Annotated in this window: 15 protein-coding genes; 5 read left to right on the forward strand and 10 right to left on the reverse strand. The window is 73.4% G+C overall.

Translation table 11 applies throughout. The annotated features are described in order from the left end of the window. Nucleotides 1–12 precede the first annotated feature (12 nt). From rsmD to LN652_RS06000, 3 genes are read right to left on the reverse strand one after another with little or no spacing between them, the layout of a single operon-like run. Nucleotides 13–582: a 16S rRNA (guanine(966)-N(2))-methyltransferase RsmD gene (rsmD, locus tag LN652_RS05990; protein ID WP_230443770.1), complete on the reverse strand. Its 570-nt coding sequence runs from the start codon at nt 580–582 to the stop codon at nt 13–15. A 10-nt stretch (nt 583–592) separates the two neighbouring features. Then, nucleotides 593–2,800, reverse strand: coding sequence for an ATP-dependent DNA helicase RecG (locus tag LN652_RS05995; protein ID WP_230443771.1), 2,208 nt, complete (start codon nt 2,798–2,800; stop codon nt 593–595). Between the two features lie 17 nt (nt 2,801–2,817). Beyond that, on the reverse strand, nt 2,818–4,488 hold the full coding sequence (locus tag LN652_RS06000; RefSeq protein WP_230443772.1) for a DAK2 domain-containing protein: 1,671 nt from the start codon (nt 4,486–4,488) through the stop codon (nt 2,818–2,820). Between the two features lie 215 nt (nt 4,489–4,703). On the opposite strand from LN652_RS06000, the gene rpmB reads away from it, so the two are divergent. Continuing rightward, nucleotides 4,704–4,889, forward strand: coding sequence for a 50S ribosomal protein L28 (gene rpmB / locus LN652_RS06005; protein WP_056602600.1), 186 nt, complete (start codon nt 4,704–4,706; stop codon nt 4,887–4,889). An 80-nt stretch (nt 4,890–4,969) separates the two neighbouring features. Here the strand turns inward: rpmB and LN652_RS06010 are convergent, their stop codons facing one another. Beyond that, nucleotides 4,970–5,920: a thiamine-phosphate kinase gene (locus tag LN652_RS06010; protein WP_230443773.1), complete on the reverse strand. Its 951-nt coding sequence runs from the start codon at nt 5,918–5,920 to the stop codon at nt 4,970–4,972. 117 nt (nt 5,921–6,037) lie between these two features. Between LN652_RS06010 and LN652_RS06015 the strand changes: the two genes are divergently transcribed. Then, on the forward strand, nt 6,038–6,274 hold the full coding sequence (locus tag LN652_RS06015) for an Lrp/AsnC family transcriptional regulator (protein ID WP_211731239.1): 237 nt from the start codon (nt 6,038–6,040) through the stop codon (nt 6,272–6,274). A 55-nt stretch (nt 6,275–6,329) separates the two neighbouring features. Beyond that, complete coding sequence (locus tag LN652_RS06020; protein WP_230443774.1) at nt 6,330–6,806, forward strand: DUF3515 domain-containing protein; 477 nt, start codon at nt 6,330–6,332, stop codon at nt 6,804–6,806. Nucleotides 6,807–6,830: 24 nt separating this feature from the next. Here the strand turns inward: LN652_RS06020 and LN652_RS06025 are convergent, their stop codons facing one another. Beyond that, a complete protein-coding gene (locus LN652_RS06025) occupies nt 6,831–7,973 on the reverse strand; it encodes a D-alanine--D-alanine ligase family protein (RefSeq protein WP_230443775.1) in 1,143 nt (380 codons plus the stop codon). A 32-nt stretch (nt 7,974–8,005) separates the two neighbouring features. Between LN652_RS06025 and LN652_RS06030 the strand changes: the two genes are divergently transcribed. After that, a complete protein-coding gene (locus LN652_RS06030; RefSeq protein WP_230443776.1) occupies nt 8,006–9,091 on the forward strand; it encodes a trans-sulfuration enzyme family protein in 1,086 nt (361 codons plus the stop codon). A gap of 117 nt (nt 9,092–9,208) precedes the next feature. Here LN652_RS06030 and LN652_RS06035 read toward each other — a convergent pair whose 3' ends face one another. Both LN652_RS06035 and LN652_RS06040 read right to left on the reverse strand, forming a co-directional pair. Further along, nucleotides 9,209–10,210: an NAD(P)H-dependent glycerol-3-phosphate dehydrogenase gene (locus tag LN652_RS06035; RefSeq protein ID WP_230443777.1), complete on the reverse strand. Its 1,002-nt coding sequence runs from the start codon at nt 10,208–10,210 to the stop codon at nt 9,209–9,211. After that, nucleotides 10,207–10,986 (reverse strand): lysophospholipid acyltransferase family protein, encoded by a 780-nt coding sequence (locus tag LN652_RS06040; RefSeq protein ID WP_230443778.1) that lies wholly within the window; start codon nt 10,984–10,986, stop codon nt 10,207–10,209. The genes LN652_RS06035 and LN652_RS06040 overlap by 4 nt, the downstream gene beginning before the upstream one ends. A gap of 141 nt (nt 10,987–11,127) precedes the next feature. On the opposite strand from LN652_RS06040, the gene cofC reads away from it, so the two are divergent. Next, the gene (gene cofC, locus LN652_RS06045; protein WP_230443779.1) at nt 11,128–11,790 is read left to right on the forward strand and encodes a 2-phospho-L-lactate guanylyltransferase; all 663 of its coding nucleotides are present in this window, start codon (nt 11,128–11,130) and stop codon (nt 11,788–11,790) included. A 38-nt stretch (nt 11,791–11,828) separates the two neighbouring features. On the opposite strand, the gene LN652_RS06050 is transcribed toward cofC, so the two are convergent. The 3 genes from LN652_RS06050 to leuC all read right to left on the reverse strand — a co-directional run bounded on the left by LN652_RS06050 (nt 11,829) and on the right by leuC (nt 14,680). Beyond that, nucleotides 11,829–12,536: an HU family DNA-binding protein gene (locus LN652_RS06050; protein WP_230443780.1), complete on the reverse strand. Its 708-nt coding sequence runs from the start codon at nt 12,534–12,536 to the stop codon at nt 11,829–11,831. 116 nt (nt 12,537–12,652) lie between these two features. Continuing rightward, nucleotides 12,653–13,252 (reverse strand): 3-isopropylmalate dehydratase small subunit, encoded by a 600-nt coding sequence (leuD, locus tag LN652_RS06055; protein ID WP_230443781.1) that lies wholly within the window; start codon nt 13,250–13,252, stop codon nt 12,653–12,655. 3 nt (nt 13,253–13,255) lie between these two features. Then, complete coding sequence (leuC, locus tag LN652_RS06060) at nt 13,256–14,680, reverse strand: 3-isopropylmalate dehydratase large subunit (protein WP_230443782.1); 1,425 nt, start codon at nt 14,678–14,680, stop codon at nt 13,256–13,258. Nucleotides 14,681–14,713 lie beyond the last annotated feature (33 nt).

Below are 14,713 nucleotides of genomic sequence, written 5' to 3' on the forward strand. Positions count from 1 at the left end.
TCCGGGTGGACGTCAGGGGGCGGAGGTGGCGTGACCGTACCAAAGGGCGGTCTCGCCGTAGCGCTTCGTCCGGTCGGCCTCGATGCCGTCGGGCCACGTGACCTCGCTGCGCTTGGCCGCCCGCTCGACGACCACGAGCGCCCCCGGCACCAGCCAGCCGTGGGCGATCAGGGCGGTCAGGTCGGCGCCCACCTCGGCGTCGGCGAGGGGGTAGGGCGGGTCGAGGAACACCACGTCGTACGGCGCGGTCGGCGGGCGCTGCAGCACGCCCGCGACCGCGCCCGCGACCACGTCGGCCCGGCTGAAGCCGAGCGCGGCGGCGTTGCGGCTGATGAGCGCCGCCGTGCGGCGGTCCTGCTCGACCAGCGTCACCACGCCGGCACCGCGCGACCACGCCTCGAGGCCCACCGCCCCCGACCCGGCGTAGAGGTCGAGGAAGCGCAGCCCGTCGAGGGAGCCGGTGCGTGACTCGATCGCCGAGAAGAGTGCCTCGCGCACCCGGTCGCTCGTGGGACGCGTCGTCTGGCCGCGCGGCGTCTCCAGACGGCGACCCCCCGCCGTTCCCCCGATGATGCGAGTCATCTCGTCGCGCTCAGCCCTTCTCCATGAAGCCCGATGCCGCGGATCGTTCCACCTCGGCGACCGCCGCGGCCAGGTCGGGCGCCTTCCCCAGGCCGGGGTCCTCGGAGAGTAGTGCCTCCGCAGCCTCCCTGGCACGCTCGATGGTCTTCTCGTCGCGCAGCACGCGCAGCGACACCAGCCCCGACCGGAAGCCGGACTGGCTGGCTCCGAGGACGTCCCCCTCGCGGCGCTGCTCGAGGTCGACGCGGCTGAGCTCGAAGCCGTCGGTGGTCGCGGCGACCGCGTCGAGCCGCTCACGGGCGGGCGTGCCGATCTCGGCGTGCGAGACCAGCAGGCACAGCCCGGGCAGGCCGCCACGACCGACCCGGCCGCGGAGCTGGTGGAGCTGGGACACACCGAACCGGTCGGCGTCGAGGAGCACCATCGTGGTCGCGTTGGGCACGTCGACGCCGACCTCGATCACGGTGGTGGAGACCAGCACGTCGATGTCGCCCGCCGCGAAGGCCCGCATCGTGCGGTCCTTGTCGTCGGGCGCCAGCCGACCGTGCAGGACCGCGGTGCGCAGCCCGGCGAGCGGCCCGGACGACAGCTCGGCGTGCACCTCCTCGACCGCGGCGAGCGCCCGCTTCGGCGGCACCTCCTTGCCGTCCTCGTCGAGGTCGACCTGGTCGCGCTCGCCCTCCTCCCCCGCGTCGCCGGAGATGCGGGGGCACACGACGTAGACCTGGTGACCCTTCTCCACCTCCTCGCGGGCGCGCTGCCACACCCGGTCGATCCAGGCCGGCTGGTCGGCCAGCGGCACGACGGAGGTCTGGATCGGGGCGCGGCCGGCGGGGAGCTCGGTGAGGACGGAGGTCTCGAGGTCGCCGAAGACGGTCATGGCGACGGTGCGCGGGATCGGTGTCGCGGTCATCACGAGGACGTGCGGGGGCGACCCGGCCTTGTCGGTGAGCGCGGCGCGCTGCTCGACGCCGAAGCGGTGCTGCTCGTCGACGACGACGAGGCCGAGGTCGGCGAACTCGACGCGGTCCTCGAGCAGGGCGTGGGTGCCGATCACGATCCCGGCCTCGCCGGTGACGATGCGCAGCATCGCCTCCTGCCGGGCGGCCTTGCCCATCGAGCCGGTGAGCAGCACGACGCCCGTCGCCTCCGGCGCGCCGCCGAGCATCCCGCCCTGCGCGAGGTCACCGAGCATCGCGCTGATCGAGCGGTGGTGCTGCTGGGCGAGCACCTCGGTCGGGGCGAGCAGCGCGGCCTGCCCGCCGGCGTCGACGACCTGGAGCATGGCGCGCAGGGCGACCAGCGTCTTGCCGGAGCCGACCTCTCCCTGCAGCAGCCGGTTCATCGGGTGGTCCAGCGCGAGCCCGGCCGCCACCTCTGCGCCGACCTGACGCTGCCCGTCGGTGAGCTCGAAGGGCAGCCGCGCGTCGAAGGCATCGAGGATGCCGCCGTCGCGGGCGGGCCGCGACTGCGCGCCCTGGGCGCGGTGGGCGGCGCGACGGCGGGCGAGCACCAGCTGCAGCACCAGCGCCTCCTCGAAGCGGAAGCGCTTCTGCGCCGCGCCGAGCTGCCCCCACTCGTCGGGCGCGTGGATCCAGCGCAGCGCCTGCATGATCCCCAGCAGGTCGAAGCGCTCGCGCAGCTCGGGGGTGAAGACGTCGGGGACGCCGCTCACCAGGTCGAGGGCGACGGAGACGACCTTCTGCAGGTCCCAGGTGTAGAGCTTGGCGGTGAGCGGGTAGACCGGGATGAGCTTGCTCAGCATCACGCCCTCCTCGCCGTCGAGGGCGAAGCCGTGGGCCTGCTCGAGCTGCCAGCTCTCCCGGAACAGCTTGGCCTTGCCGGTGAAGATCGCGCGGCTGCCGGAGCGGAACTCGCCCTCGTGCCGCTCGGCGAGGGCCTGGTAGGGGCTGAAGAGCGTCACCGAGAAGTCAGGGCCGTCGGTGCGCAGCCGGATGGTCGTGCGCCACTGGCGGCGGTTGCCGGCGGTGAACGGTGCGCTCGAGCACGACCGCACCTCCCCCACGATGGTCAGCTGGTCGCCGACCGCCGGCGTCGCGACCTCGGACAGCTCGGTGGCCTCGACGTAGCGGCGCGGGAAGTGGCGCAGCAGGTCGCCGACCGTGTGCAGCCCGAGGCCCTCCTCGGCGAGCTTGCGCTTCTTGTGGTGGTTGCCGAAGACAGCGGCGACCGGGCTGTCCGGGGTGATCGCGACCATGGCAGATACCTACCTGCTCACTCCACGCTGACCAGCAGCGGGTAGCGGGGCTGGCCTCCCTCGTGGACCGCGACGTCGACGTGCGGGTGCCGCTCCTCGACGTGGGCGGCGAGACGCGCGGCGAGGTCCGTCCCGCCCTCCCCCGCGACGACGGTGACCAGCTCGCCGCCGCCGGCGAGGAGCCGCTCGAGGACGTCGCAGGCGACGTCGTGGAGGTCGGAGCCGACGACCGCGAAGTCACCGGCGATCACGCCGAGCGCGTCGCCCGGCTCGCACGGGCCGGCCATCGTGATCGCCCGTCGCGCCGCGACGGTCACCGCGCCGTGGCGGGCGTGGCGGGCGGTCGCGGTCATCTCGCGCACGTCGGCGTCGAAGGCGCGGCCCGGCTCGTGCACGGAGATCGCGGCCAGGCCCTGCACCTGCGCCTGGGTCGGGATCACCTCGACGACGACGTCGTGCTCGGCCTCCGCGGTGCGCGCCGCGATCTCGGCGGCCCGCACGGTGTCGGCGTCGTTGGGCAGCACCACGACCTCGCGGGCGCCGCAGTCGACGATCGCCTCGAGCAGCTGGCCGGTGGAGGGGCGCTGGCCGGGGCCGCCCGGCACCACGGTCGCCCCCGCGGACGCGAACAGGTCGGCGAGGCCCGGGCCGGCGGCGACCGCGACCACGCGCCGGCCGTCGCGGGTCGGGACCCGCTGACGGGAGGCCGCGACCTGCTCGGCGAAGTGGGTGACCCGGATGCGGTGCGGTCGACCGGCGGCGATGCCCGCCTCGACGGCCGCACCGACGTCGTCGACGTGCACGTGGACGTTCCACAGCCCGTCGCCGCCGACGACGACGAGGCTGTCGCCGAGCGGGCCGAGCGCGGCACGCAGCGCGTCGACGGCGGCCGCCTCGGCGGCGGGGTCCGGCGACGCCGTCGTGTCGAGGAGGTACATCACCTCGTAGGCGGGACCGTCGGCCGTGAGGTCCTCGCCGGGCGCGGCGTGCAGTGGCTGCGGGATCGCGTGGGTGCCGATCGGGGCGGTGTACGGCGCGGGCCGGCGCCCCGTGGCCGTGGTCTCGACCGCGTCCAGCACGACGGTCAGGCCGCGGCCCCCCGCGTCGACCACCCCGGCCTGCGCGAGGACGGGGAGCTGCTCGGGCGTCCGGGCGAGGGCGGTGCGCGCTGCCGCGGCAGCGGTGGTGAAGACGTCGCGGGCCCGCGCGCCGGGCCGGGCGGCGGCGGCGAGCGCGGCGTCCGACGCGGCGCGCGAGACGGTGAGGATGGTGCCCTCGACCGGGGTGCCGACGGCGGCGTAGCTCGCGTCGGTCGCGGCGGCGAGCGCCTCCGCGACCGTCTGCGCGCGGCGGTCGTCGAGCCCCGCGGCGGCGAGGTGGCCGACGTAGGCCCGGAGCATCTGGCTCAGGATCACGCCCGAGTTGCCGCGCGCCCCCATCAGCGCCGCCCGGGCGAGCAGCGACATGCCCGCGGCGAGGTCGAGGTCGGGGTCGTCGGCGCGGGCCTCGCGCAGCGCGTCGCGGGCCGCGGAGACGGTGAGGAACATGTTGGTGCCGGTGTCGCCGTCGGGCACCGGGTAGACGTTGAGCGCGTCGATCTCCTCGCGCGCCGCCGACAGCGCGTCGGTGGCGATGTCGACGAACCGGGCGACGCCGTCCAGGGTGATGCCGTGGGTGACTGGCTCCATCGAGTCGGTGTGCTCCCGGGGTCGGTGCAGGTGCGTCTGCAGGGTCGTGCGGCGTACGGTGTGGTGCGCGCCACAGGGTAGTGCCCGCCGGGGACACCCTTCCGATTTCATCTCCTCGTCGGACCTCGGCTAGTCTGGCGCGGTTGCCTTCGGCCGGCCTCGTGCCGTCCGTGGAGCATCCAAGACATCTAACCTCGAACGGATCGGAGTGCACGGTGGCTGCCGTCTGCGACATCTGCGCCAAGAAGCCGGGCTTCGGAAACAACCGTCCCTGGTCGCGCAAGATCACGAAGCGTCGCTTCAACCCCAACATCCAGCGCGTCCGGGCGACCGTGAACGGCACGCCCAAGCGCCTCAACGTCTGCACCGGCTGCCTCAAGGCCGGCAAGGTCTCCCGCTGACCTGATCCAGACCTCGTACGTCGCCCCCGTCGCTGATGCGGCGGGGGCTTCGTCGTTCCCGGGGTCGGGACGGGGACCGCTCAGAAGTGCGTCCACCCGGTCGGGCCGTCGTGGGCCGCACCGTCGACGGTGACGCCCTCGCCCTCGCGCACCTCGCCCACGACCTGCCAGCCCGCCGGCACGCTCGCCGCGTCGGGGAAGGTGGCGAGCAGGGCGTGGTCGTCGCCGCCGGACAGGATGAACTGCATCGGGTCGGCGCCGAGCGCCGCGCCCACGGCCAGGAGCGGCTCGGGGACCTCGAAGGCGCTGGTGCGCACGTCGATCGCCACCCGGCTCGCGTCGGCGAGGTGGCCGGCCTCCGCGAGGAGGCCGTCGGAGACGTCGATGAGCGAGGTGGCCCCGGCCTCGGCGGCCTCGCGCCCCGCGGCGTAGGGCGGCTCGGGGCGGCGGTAGGCCTCGACCAGCGCCCGCGGCGACCGGAAGCCCCGACCGAGCACCGCGAGACCCCCGGCGGCCCAGCCCTGGCGCCCGGTGAGCGCCAGCACGTCGCCGGGCCGGGCGCCGGAGCGCAGCACCGGCGCCTGCGTGCACTGGCCGATGACGGTGACCGCGATGACGACCTGGTCGGCGCGGGTGACGTCTCCCCCGACGACCGTCGCCCCGACCTTCGCGCACTCCTCGGCGAAGCCGCGGGCGAGGTCGAGCGCCCACGCGACCGGGAGGTCGGCCGGGGCGGCGAGGCCGATGGTGAGGTGGCGCGCGGTGCCGCCCATGGCGTTGATGTCGGAGAGGTTCTGGGCGGCCGCGCGGTGCCCGACGTCGACCGCGTCGGCCCAGTCGCGACGGAAGTGGCGGCCCTCGACCATCAGGTCGGTGGACACCACCACGTGCCCGTGCCTGATCCGCAGCACGGCGGCGTCGTCGCCGGGTCCGACGAGCACGTGCTCGTCGCCGTCGAAGAGCTCGACGAGCTGGGAGATCAGGCCGAACTCGCCCGTGTCGCCAAGCGTTGCCTCCGGTGTCGTCGCCATGCCCCCATCCCACCAGACGCGCTCGGTGACCACTGTCACCCATCCCCTGTCGGGCCGCCCGCGCGGCGCGGTAGGTTGATCCGGTCAGACCCGCAGAACGAGACCGAGGAGTCCACGATGGTCGTCCAGGCCTACATCCTGATCCAGACCGACGTCGGCAAGGCTGCCGAAGTTGCCCGCGAGATCGCCCAGGTCAACGGCGTCACCCTCGCCGAGGACGTCACCGGTCCCTACGACGTGATCGTGCGCGCCGAGGCGAAGAACGTCGACGAGCTCGGCAAGCTCGTGGTGTCGAAGGTCCAGAACCTCGAGGGCATCACCCGCACGCTGACCTGCCCGGTCGTCCACATCTGAGCCACCGCGCTCGCACGCACCACCTGTGAACCACCGCCGACGCCCCGGTCCCCCCATGGCCCGGGGCGTCGTCGCGTCCGTGGCCGCCTGCCTGCTGCTGGCTGCCTGCTCGGCCGGCGACCCCGACGTGGGGAGCCACGACCTCTCGGCGGCCGACCGCGACGCCTGCGAGGCGCTGGTGGCCGACCTCCCGGACACGCTCGCCGGCGAGGACCGCCGCGACGTCGAGCCGGCCGACGCCCTCGGCGCCGCGTGGGGCGACCCCGCGTACGTCCTGACCTGCGGCGTGCCCGAGCCCGACGACTACGAGCCGACGGCCGAGTGCAGCATCGTCAAGGGCGTGGGCTGGTACATCCCCGCGGACCAGCAGTCCGACCCCGAGGAGGACGCGACCACGGTCGCGCTGAGCCGCTCGCCGTTCGTCGCCCTGCAGGTGCCGGCCGAGCGCAGACTTGCCGGCATCGACCGCGCGCTCGCCGAGCTCGGCCCGCTGCTGCGCGAGCACCTCGGCGAGGGCCTCGACTGCCTCTAGCCCACCGGAGCGGTCCGCCGGGGATCAGCGCAGGCCGGTGTCACGGCGCAGCGCGAGCTGCACGAGCCGGTCGACGAGCTCGGGGTAGGCGAGGCCGTAGGCAGCCCACATCTGCGGGTACATCGACGTCGGCGTGAAGCCCGGCATCGTGTTGAGCTCGTTGATCACCAGCGACCCGTCGGGCATCACGAAGAAGTCGACGCGGGCCAGGCCCTCGCACGACAGCGCCTCGAAGGCGCGTACGGCCATCGCGCGCAGCTCCTGCTCGGTCGCCGCGGGCAGGTCGGCCGGGATGTCGATCTCGGTGTGCTGGTCGGCGAGGTACTTGGCCTCGAAGTCGTAGAACTCGTGGTCGCCGCCGGTGCGGACCTCGCCGGGCCGCGACGTCTCCGGCGGTCCCTCGAAGGTGCCGAGCACGCCGCACTCGACCTCGCGGGCGCCCTCCATCGACTGCTCGACGAGCACCTTCGGGTCGTGGCGGAAGGCCTCCTCGAGCGCCTCCTCGACCTCCGAGGCGTCGTGCACCTTGCTGATGCCCATGCTCGACCCGGCGCGCGCCGGCTTGGCGAACGACGGGAACCCAAGATCCTCGACGCGCGCCCGCACCCCGACCGGGTCCTGCTCCCACTGCGCGCGGGTGACGGTGACGCCGGGGGTGACGGGCAGGCCGGCGGCCTGCAGGACGACCTTCATGTAGGCCTTGTCCATGCCGACGGCCGACGCGAGGACGCCGGAGCCGACGTAGCGCACGCCCGCCATCTCCAGCATCCCCTGCAGGGTGCCGTCCTCGCCCCACGGGCCGTGCAGCAGCGGGAAGACCACGTCGACCTCGCCGATCACCGACGGCACCGCGGTCGGCTCGGCGACCACGAGGTCGGTGCCGGTGCTCGCCGACATCAGCGCGACGGGCGAGCGGTCCGGGTCGACCGTCGGCAGCTCGGCGCCGCGGATCGCGAGCCGGGTGGGCTCGTCGGCCTCGAGGACCCACCGCCCGTCGGTGGCGATGCCGACCGGCACGACGTCGTAGGCGTCGCGGTCGATGGCGGCCAGCACGCTGCCCGCCGTCACGCACGAGATGCCGTGCTCGGAGGAGCGCCCGCCGAACACGACGGCGACGCGGGGCTTGCGCGGGGTGCTGGCAGGACCGGCAGGGGAGGTGTCGTTCATCGGCACGACCCTATCCACCTACGCTGGCGCCCATGGCTGCAGACCCGACGCACGGCTCGTCCCTCCGGCTCAGCACCCTCGCGGTGACCGCGGGGCGCCCGGAGAAGACCCCGGACGCGCCCTTCAACACGCCGATCACGATGGCCGCCACCTACGTCGCGGGCGGAGACGTCGAGTACGGGCGCTACGGCAACCCGACGTGGACGGCGCTGGAGGACGCGCTCGGCGCCCTCGAGGGCGGTCGGTGCCTCACCTTCGCCTCCGGTCTCGCGGCCGTGGCGACGGTGCTCGACCTGGTCGGCGCCGACGCCAAGGTCGTCGTCCCGCGGCACGCCTACACCGGCACGATCATGCAGCTCGCCGACCTCGAGGCCCGCGGTCGGCTGCGCGCCGAGCTGGTCGACGTCACCGACACCGAGGCGATGGTGGCGGCGTGCGCGGACGCGGCCCTGGTGTGGCTGGAGTCGCCGACCAACCCGGCGCTCGAGGTGGCCGACATCCCGGCGATCACCGCCGCGGCGCACGAGGCCGGGGCCTACGTCGTGGTCGACAACACCTTCGCCACTCCCCTGCTCCAGCGTCCGCTCGAGGACGGGGTCGACCTCGTCGTGCACTCCGCGACCAAGTACCTCGCCGGCCACTCCGACGTGCAGATGGGCGCGATCCTGACGCGCGACGACGACCTCTACGCCGTGCTGAAGGGCCGCCGCGACCTCGTCGGCGCGATCCCCGGTCCGTTCGAGGCGTGGCTGACCCTGCGCGGGCTGCGCACCCTGCACCTGCGCGTCGAGCGCGCGCAGGCCAACGCGCAGGAGCTCGTGCGCCGCCTGGGCGAGCACCCCGCGCTGTCCGACGTCCGCTACCCCGGCTTCGGCGGGATCGTCAGCATCGTGCTGGCGCAGGGCGAGATGGCCGCCGACCTGCTGTGCCGCAAGACCCGCCTGTGGGTCCACGCCACGTCCCTCGGCGGCGTCGAGTCGACCCTCGAGCGGCGCCGGCGCTGGAAGAGTGAGGCGGCCACCATCCCCGACGGCCTGGTCCGGCTCTCGGTCGGCATCGAGGACGTCGAGGACCTCTGGGACGACCTGCGCACCGCGCTCGATGGCTGCGTCGGCTGACGCGGTGCCACGCCGCGGTCCCGCGGGCCCTGGCGTGCAGATGCGACAGCTCGACACCCCAGCCGCGTGCAGACGCGACAGGTCGGCGCCTCGGGCGCGCGCAGACGCGTCAGCTCGTCAGTGCAGCTCGGGCTTGGTGTCGCGGGCGATGAACGAGCTCATCATGTCCTGCGCCGTCATCCGGCCGTCGACGACGGCGTCGACGTGGTGGGCGATCGGGGCGTCGACACCCTCGCGTTCGGCGAGCGCGAGCAGCGACTTGCAGGACTTCGCGCCCTCGGCCACCTGCCGCGTGCTGGCGTAGATCTCCTCGGTCGTCATGCCCTGGCCGAGCCGCTCGCCGAAGGTGCGGTTGCGCGAGAGCGGCGAGGAGCAGGTGGCGACCAGGTCGCCGAGGCCGGCGAGACCCATGAGGGTCAGCGGGTTCGCGCCCTGGGCGGTCGCGAGCCTGGCGGTCTCGGCGAGGCCGCGGGTGATGACCGACGCGGTGGTGTTGTCGCCGAAGCCCAGCCCGACGGCCATGCCGACGGCGAGGCCGACGACGTTCTTGTAGGCGCCGCCGATCTCGCAGCCCAGCACGTCGAGCGACGTGTAGGGACGGAACGACGGGCCGTGGGTGATCGCCTGGAGCTGCTTGGCGCGCTCCTCGTCCGCGCACGCCACCACCGAGGCGGCCGGCTCCCGTCGGGCGATCTCGCGGGCGAGGTTCGGGCCGCTGACGACGGCGATCCGACGGGGGTCGGCATCGGTGACCTCGTGGATCACCTCGCTCATCCGCATCAGGGTGCCGAGCTCGACGCCCTTCATCAGCGACACGATGGTCGCCTTCTCCGGCAGGACGGGCGCCCACGCGGTGAGGTTCTCCCGCAGCGTCTGGGACGGGACGGTCAGCACCACGACGTCGGCGTCGGCGGCGACCTGCTCGGGGTCGGTCGACGCGCTGACCGACGGCGGCAGCTCGATGCCCGGGAGGTAGTCGGTGTTCTCGCGGCGCGTGTTGATGGCGTCGACGACGTCGTCGCGGCGACCCCACAGCACCACCTCGTTGCCGGCGTCGGCGAGCACCAGCGAGAACGCGGTGCCCCACGACCCGGCACTGAACACGGCGATCTTGGTCATCGGGTGCGCTTCCTCCTCGCCCGGCGGGCATCGTCGTTCGGGTTGCCGGTCTCGCGGAGACCGCGCCGGCGCGGGTCGAACCGCTCGGCGGGCGCGGTCTCGCCGCGCAGGTCCTCGACCAGGCCGGTGATCGCGGCCATGATCCGGTCGGTCGCGGCGGCGGTCGTCGCCGCGCCCTGGGGCGCCGCGAGCAGGTCGCCCAGGTCGACGGGGTCGCCCGCCTTCATCACGATGTTCTTGCGCGGCACCAGCAGCGGCTTCTTCGTGTACGGCGGCAGCACCTCCTGCGCGCCCCACTGGCCGACCGGGATCACGGGGCAGCCGGTGGCGAGGGCGATGCGCGCCGCGCCCGTCTTGCCCTTCATCGGCCACAGGTCGGGGTCGCGCGTGAGCGTGCCCTCCGGGTAGATCACGATGCACTCGCCGCGCTCGATGGCGCGGACCGCGGCGTCGTACGCGCCGACCGCGTTGCGGCTGAGCCGCTCGACCGGGATCTGGCCGGCGGAGGTCAGGAAGCCGCCGAGGTACTTGTTGGCGAACAGGCCCGACTTCGCGAGGTAGCGCGGCAGCCGGCCGTGGTCGTAGAGGAAGTGCGCGGAGAGCAGCGGGTCGACGTGGGAGATGTGGTTGATCGCGACGATGCACCCGCCGGAGGCGGGGATCTTCTCGCCGTCGATCCACGTGCGGGACGTCGCCGAGAGGAGCGTCGGCTTGAGGATGACCGCCGCGACCGTCATGGCCCAGCCGCGTTTCTGCTCGAGCTTGCGGACGCGCACCCGTCACCCCTCCCGGACCGCCGTGGTCGGTCCACCTCCGGGCTGAGCCCGCGACGCGCCGTGCGTCGCGAGCAGGCTACTCGGTCCCACCGCTGCCGCGACGACACCGGCGCGCTGGTGGCCGGTGGGAGGATCGGCGCGATGAGTCCGGACCCTGCACCCCCGCCCTGCGTCGTCGTCGTGCCCGTGAAGCCGCCCACGCACGGCAAGTCCCGCCTGCTCGGCGTCGACGACGAGCAGCGCCGCGCGCTGGCCGAGGCCTTCGCGCTCGACACCGTCACGGCCGCGCGCGCCGCCGCGGGCGTCCGTGCCGTGCTGGTGGTCACCGACGACTTCCGGCTGGCCGCCCCGCTGCGCGCACTGGGCTGCGACGTCGTGCCCGACGGCGTGACCGAGGACCTCAACGCCACCCTGGTGCAGGGCGCCGCCGAGGCCGTGCGCCGCTGGCCGGGCGCGATCCCGGTCGCCCTGTGCGCGGACCTGCCGGCGCTGCGCTCCGACGACCTGGGTGCGGTGCTGGCCGAGGTGGTCGTCGAGGTGACGCAGGGGCGCGCTGCGTTCGTACGCGACCGCGTCGGCACCGGGACCACGCTCTACGCCGCACCGCACGCGGGTTTCGAGCCCCGGTTCGGCTCCGGCTCCGCGGGACGGCACGCCGCCGACGGCGCCGTGGAGGTGGGCGTCGCGCACGCGAGCGTCCGCGCGGACGTCGACGACGTCGCCGACCTCGGCGTGGCCATGGTGCTGGGCCTGGGCGAGCACACCGCCCGGGCAAGCGGAAGGCGGGCCACCCACCCGGGGTGACCCGCCTCCTCGACCGGGTGGCGCAGCAGCGCTGCCGGTCAGGACTTCTTCGCGGCCTTCTTGGCCGGGGCCTTCGTGGCCGTCGCCTTCTTCACCGGAGCCTTCTTGGCCGGAGCCTTCTTGGCAGGCGCCTTCTTGGCGGCGGTCGTCTTGGCGGCAGTGGTCTTGGCAGCGGTCGTCTTGGCAGCCGACGTCTTCTTGGCCGGGGCGGCCTTCTTCGCGCTGGACTTCTTCGCCGGCGCGGACTTCGTCGCCGTCGTCTTCTTCGCAGCCGTCGACTTCGTCGCCGTCTTCTTGGCCGGGGCCGCCTTCTTCGCGCTGGACTTCTTCGCCGGCGCGGACTTCGTCGCCGTCGTCTTCTTCGCCGGGGCGGCGGACTTGGTGGTCGCACCGGTCACCGCGGCCGCGGCAGCGCGCACGCTGGCGGGCGGCTTGGGCATCGTCGCGGCGGTCAGCTTGGGCAGCTTCTTCGCACCCGAGATGACGTCCTTGAGCTCCTTGCCGGCGGAGAACTTCGGCACGGACTTCTTCTTGGACTTCATCCGCTCGCCGGTCTGCGGGTTGCGGACCCAGCGCGCGTTGCGCACCGCCTTCTCGAACGAGCCGAAGCCCGTGATGGCGACCTTCTCCCCCTTGGCCACCTCGCGGGTGATGGTGTCGAGCACCGACTCCAGTGCGTGGGCCGCCTGCTTGCGGTTCCCCTCGTAACGCGCGGCGAGCGCGTCGATGAGCTCTGACTTGTTCACTAGCTTCCCTTCCAATGAACCCTGGACGCCGAGCTCGTGCTCGACCCTCTGCTGGGCACGCTAGGCACATGGAAGGGTGAGGACAATCACCATCGCCCCTATTTGTCGGGGTTTTTTCAGGCTGTGACGGGCTTCCACGCAGGTCGCGACGACTCGAACGCGACGATGTCGTCCTCGTGGCCGAGGGTGATCCCGATGTCGTCGAGGCCCTCGAGCAGCCGCCAGCGCGTGTAGTCGTCGATGTCGAAGGAGTCCTCGACCGCGTCGTCACCGGCGCCCGCGCGGACCGTGCGGCTCTCCAGGTCGACCGTGATCTCCCCGCCGGGGTGGTCCTCGAGCCAGTCCCACAGCCGCTGCACGACCTTCTCGTCCACCTGGGCGGCGAGCAGACCGGCCTTGCCGGAGTTGCCGCGGAAGATGTCGGCGAAGCGCGAGGAGATGACGACCCTGAAGCCGTAGTTCTGCAAGGCCCAGACGGCGTGCTCGCGCGAGCTGCCGGTGCCGAAGTCGGGACCGGCGACGAGCACCGAGCCGCCGGCGTAGGTCGGGTCGTTGAGCACGAAGTCCGGATCGCCGCGCCACGCCGCGAACAGCCCGTCCTCGAAGCCGGTGCGGGTCACCCGCTTGAGGTAGACCGCGGGGATGATCTGGTCGGTGTCGACGTTGCTGCGCTTCAGCGGGACGCCGACGCCGGTGTGGGTGGTGAACGCATCCATGGGTCAGACCTCCTGCAGGTCGGCGACGGGGGCCAGGTCGGCCGGGGACGAGAGGGTGCCGCGCACCGCGGTGGCGGCGGCGACCGGCACGGACACCAGGTGCGTACGACCGCCCTTGCCCTGCCGGCCCTCGAAGTTGCGGTTCGACGTCGACGCGCTGCGCTCGCCGGGCGCGAGCTGGTCGGGGTTCATGCCCAGGCACATCGAGCAGCCCGCACCGCGCCACTCGGCGCCGGCGGCGAGGAAGACCTGGTCGAGCCCCTCCGCCTCGGCCTGGAGACGTACGCGCACCGAGCCGGGCACCACGAGCAGGCGGGTGTCGTCGGCGACGTGGCGACCCTCGAGGATCGACGCGGCGAGACGGAGGTCCTCGATGCGGCCGTTGGTGCACGAGCCCACGAAGACGGTGTCGACCTTGACCTCGCGCAGCGGCGTGCCGGCCTCGAGACCCATGTACTGCAGGGCCTTCTCGGTCGCCACCTTGTCGTTGGGCTCGTCGAAGTCGTCCGGGCTCGGGACGGTGGCGCCGAGGGGCGCGCCCTGCCCCGGGTTGGTGCCCCACGTGACGAACGGCGTCATCGTCGAGGCGTCGAGGACGATCTCGGCGTCGAAGACCGCGTCGTCGTCGGTGCGCAGCGTCTTCCAGTGCGCGACCGCGGCGTCCCAGTCGGCGCCCTTCGGCGCCTCGGGCTTGCCCTCGATGTAGTCGAAGGTCGTCTGGTCGGGGGCGATCAACCCGGCCTTGGCGCCCCACTCGATCGACATGTTGCAGACCGTCATCCGGCCCTCCATCGAGAGCTCCTCGATGGCCTGGCCGCGGTACTCCACGATGTAGCCCTGGCCGCCACCCGTGCCGGTGTGGGTGATCAGGGTCAGCACGAGGTCCTTGGCGGTGACGCCGTCGGGCAGGCTCCCGTTGACCGTGACGGCCATCGTCCTCGGCCGCGCCTGGGTGAGCGTCTGGGTGGCGAGCACGTGCTCGACCTCGGACGTGCCGATGCCGAAGGCGATGGCGCCGAACGCCCCGTGGGTCGAGGTGTGCGAGTCGCCGCAGACGATCGTCATGCCGGGCTGCGTGAGCCCGAGCTGGGGTCCGACGACGTGCACGATGCCCTGCTCGACGTCACCGAGCGGGTGCAGCCGGACGCCGAACTCGGCGGTGTTCTTGCGCAGCGTCTCGACCTGCGTGCGGCTCACGGGGTCGGCGATCGGCTTGTCCCAGTCGATCGTCGGGACGTTGTGGTCCTCGGTGGCGAGCGTGAGGTCCGGCCGGCGCACGGTGCGGTGGGCGAGGCGGAGCCCGTCGAAGGCCTGCGGCGAGGTGACCTCGTGCAGCAGGTGGAGGTCGATGTAGAGCAGGTCGGGCTCTCCGGCCGCGCTGCGGACGACGTGCTCGTCCCACACCTTCTCCGACAGGGTCTTGCCCATCACGCACTCTCCTTCACTTCGGGCGGTGGCACG

The sequence above is a fragment of the Nocardioides okcheonensis genome (assembly GCF_020991065.1).
Lineage (GTDB): Bacteria > Actinomycetota > Actinomycetes > Propionibacteriales > Nocardioidaceae > Nocardioides > Nocardioides okcheonensis.

What these genes read in the sequence shown, in the direction of transcription:
- rsmD (WP_230443770.1), bottom strand. Translation starts at nt 582, where the DNA reads ATGACTCGCATCATCGGGGGAACGGCGGGGGGTCGCCGTCTGGAGACG.
- LN652_RS05995 (WP_230443771.1), bottom strand. Translation starts at nt 2,800, where the DNA reads ATGGTCGCGATCACCCCGGACAGCCCGGTCGCCGCTGTCTTCGGCAAC.
- LN652_RS06000 (WP_230443772.1), bottom strand. Translation starts at nt 4,488, where the DNA reads ATGGAGCCAGTCACCCACGGCATCACCCTGGACGGCGTCGCCCGGTTC.
- LN652_RS06010 (WP_230443773.1), bottom strand. Translation starts at nt 5,920, where the DNA reads ATGGCGACGACACCGGAGGCAACGCTTGGCGACACGGGCGAGTTCGGC.
- LN652_RS06015 (WP_211731239.1), top strand. Translation starts at nt 6,038, where the DNA reads ATGGTCGTCCAGGCCTACATCCTGATCCAGACCGACGTCGGCAAGGCT.
- LN652_RS06020 (WP_230443774.1), top strand. Translation starts at nt 6,330, where the DNA reads ATGGCCCGGGGCGTCGTCGCGTCCGTGGCCGCCTGCCTGCTGCTGGCT.
- LN652_RS06025 (WP_230443775.1), bottom strand. Translation starts at nt 7,973, where the DNA reads ATGAACGACACCTCCCCTGCCGGTCCTGCCAGCACCCCGCGCAAGCCC.
- LN652_RS06030 (WP_230443776.1), top strand. Translation starts at nt 8,006, where the DNA reads ATGGCTGCAGACCCGACGCACGGCTCGTCCCTCCGGCTCAGCACCCTC.
- LN652_RS06035 (WP_230443777.1), bottom strand. Translation starts at nt 10,210, where the DNA reads ATGACCAAGATCGCCGTGTTCAGTGCCGGGTCGTGGGGCACCGCGTTC.
- cofC (WP_230443779.1), top strand. Translation starts at nt 11,128, where the DNA reads ATGAGTCCGGACCCTGCACCCCCGCCCTGCGTCGTCGTCGTGCCCGTG.
- leuD (WP_230443781.1), bottom strand. Translation starts at nt 13,252, where the DNA reads ATGGATGCGTTCACCACCCACACCGGCGTCGGCGTCCCGCTGAAGCGC.
- leuC (WP_230443782.1), bottom strand. Translation starts at nt 14,680, where the DNA reads ATGGGCAAGACCCTGTCGGAGAAGGTGTGGGACGAGCACGTCGTCCGC.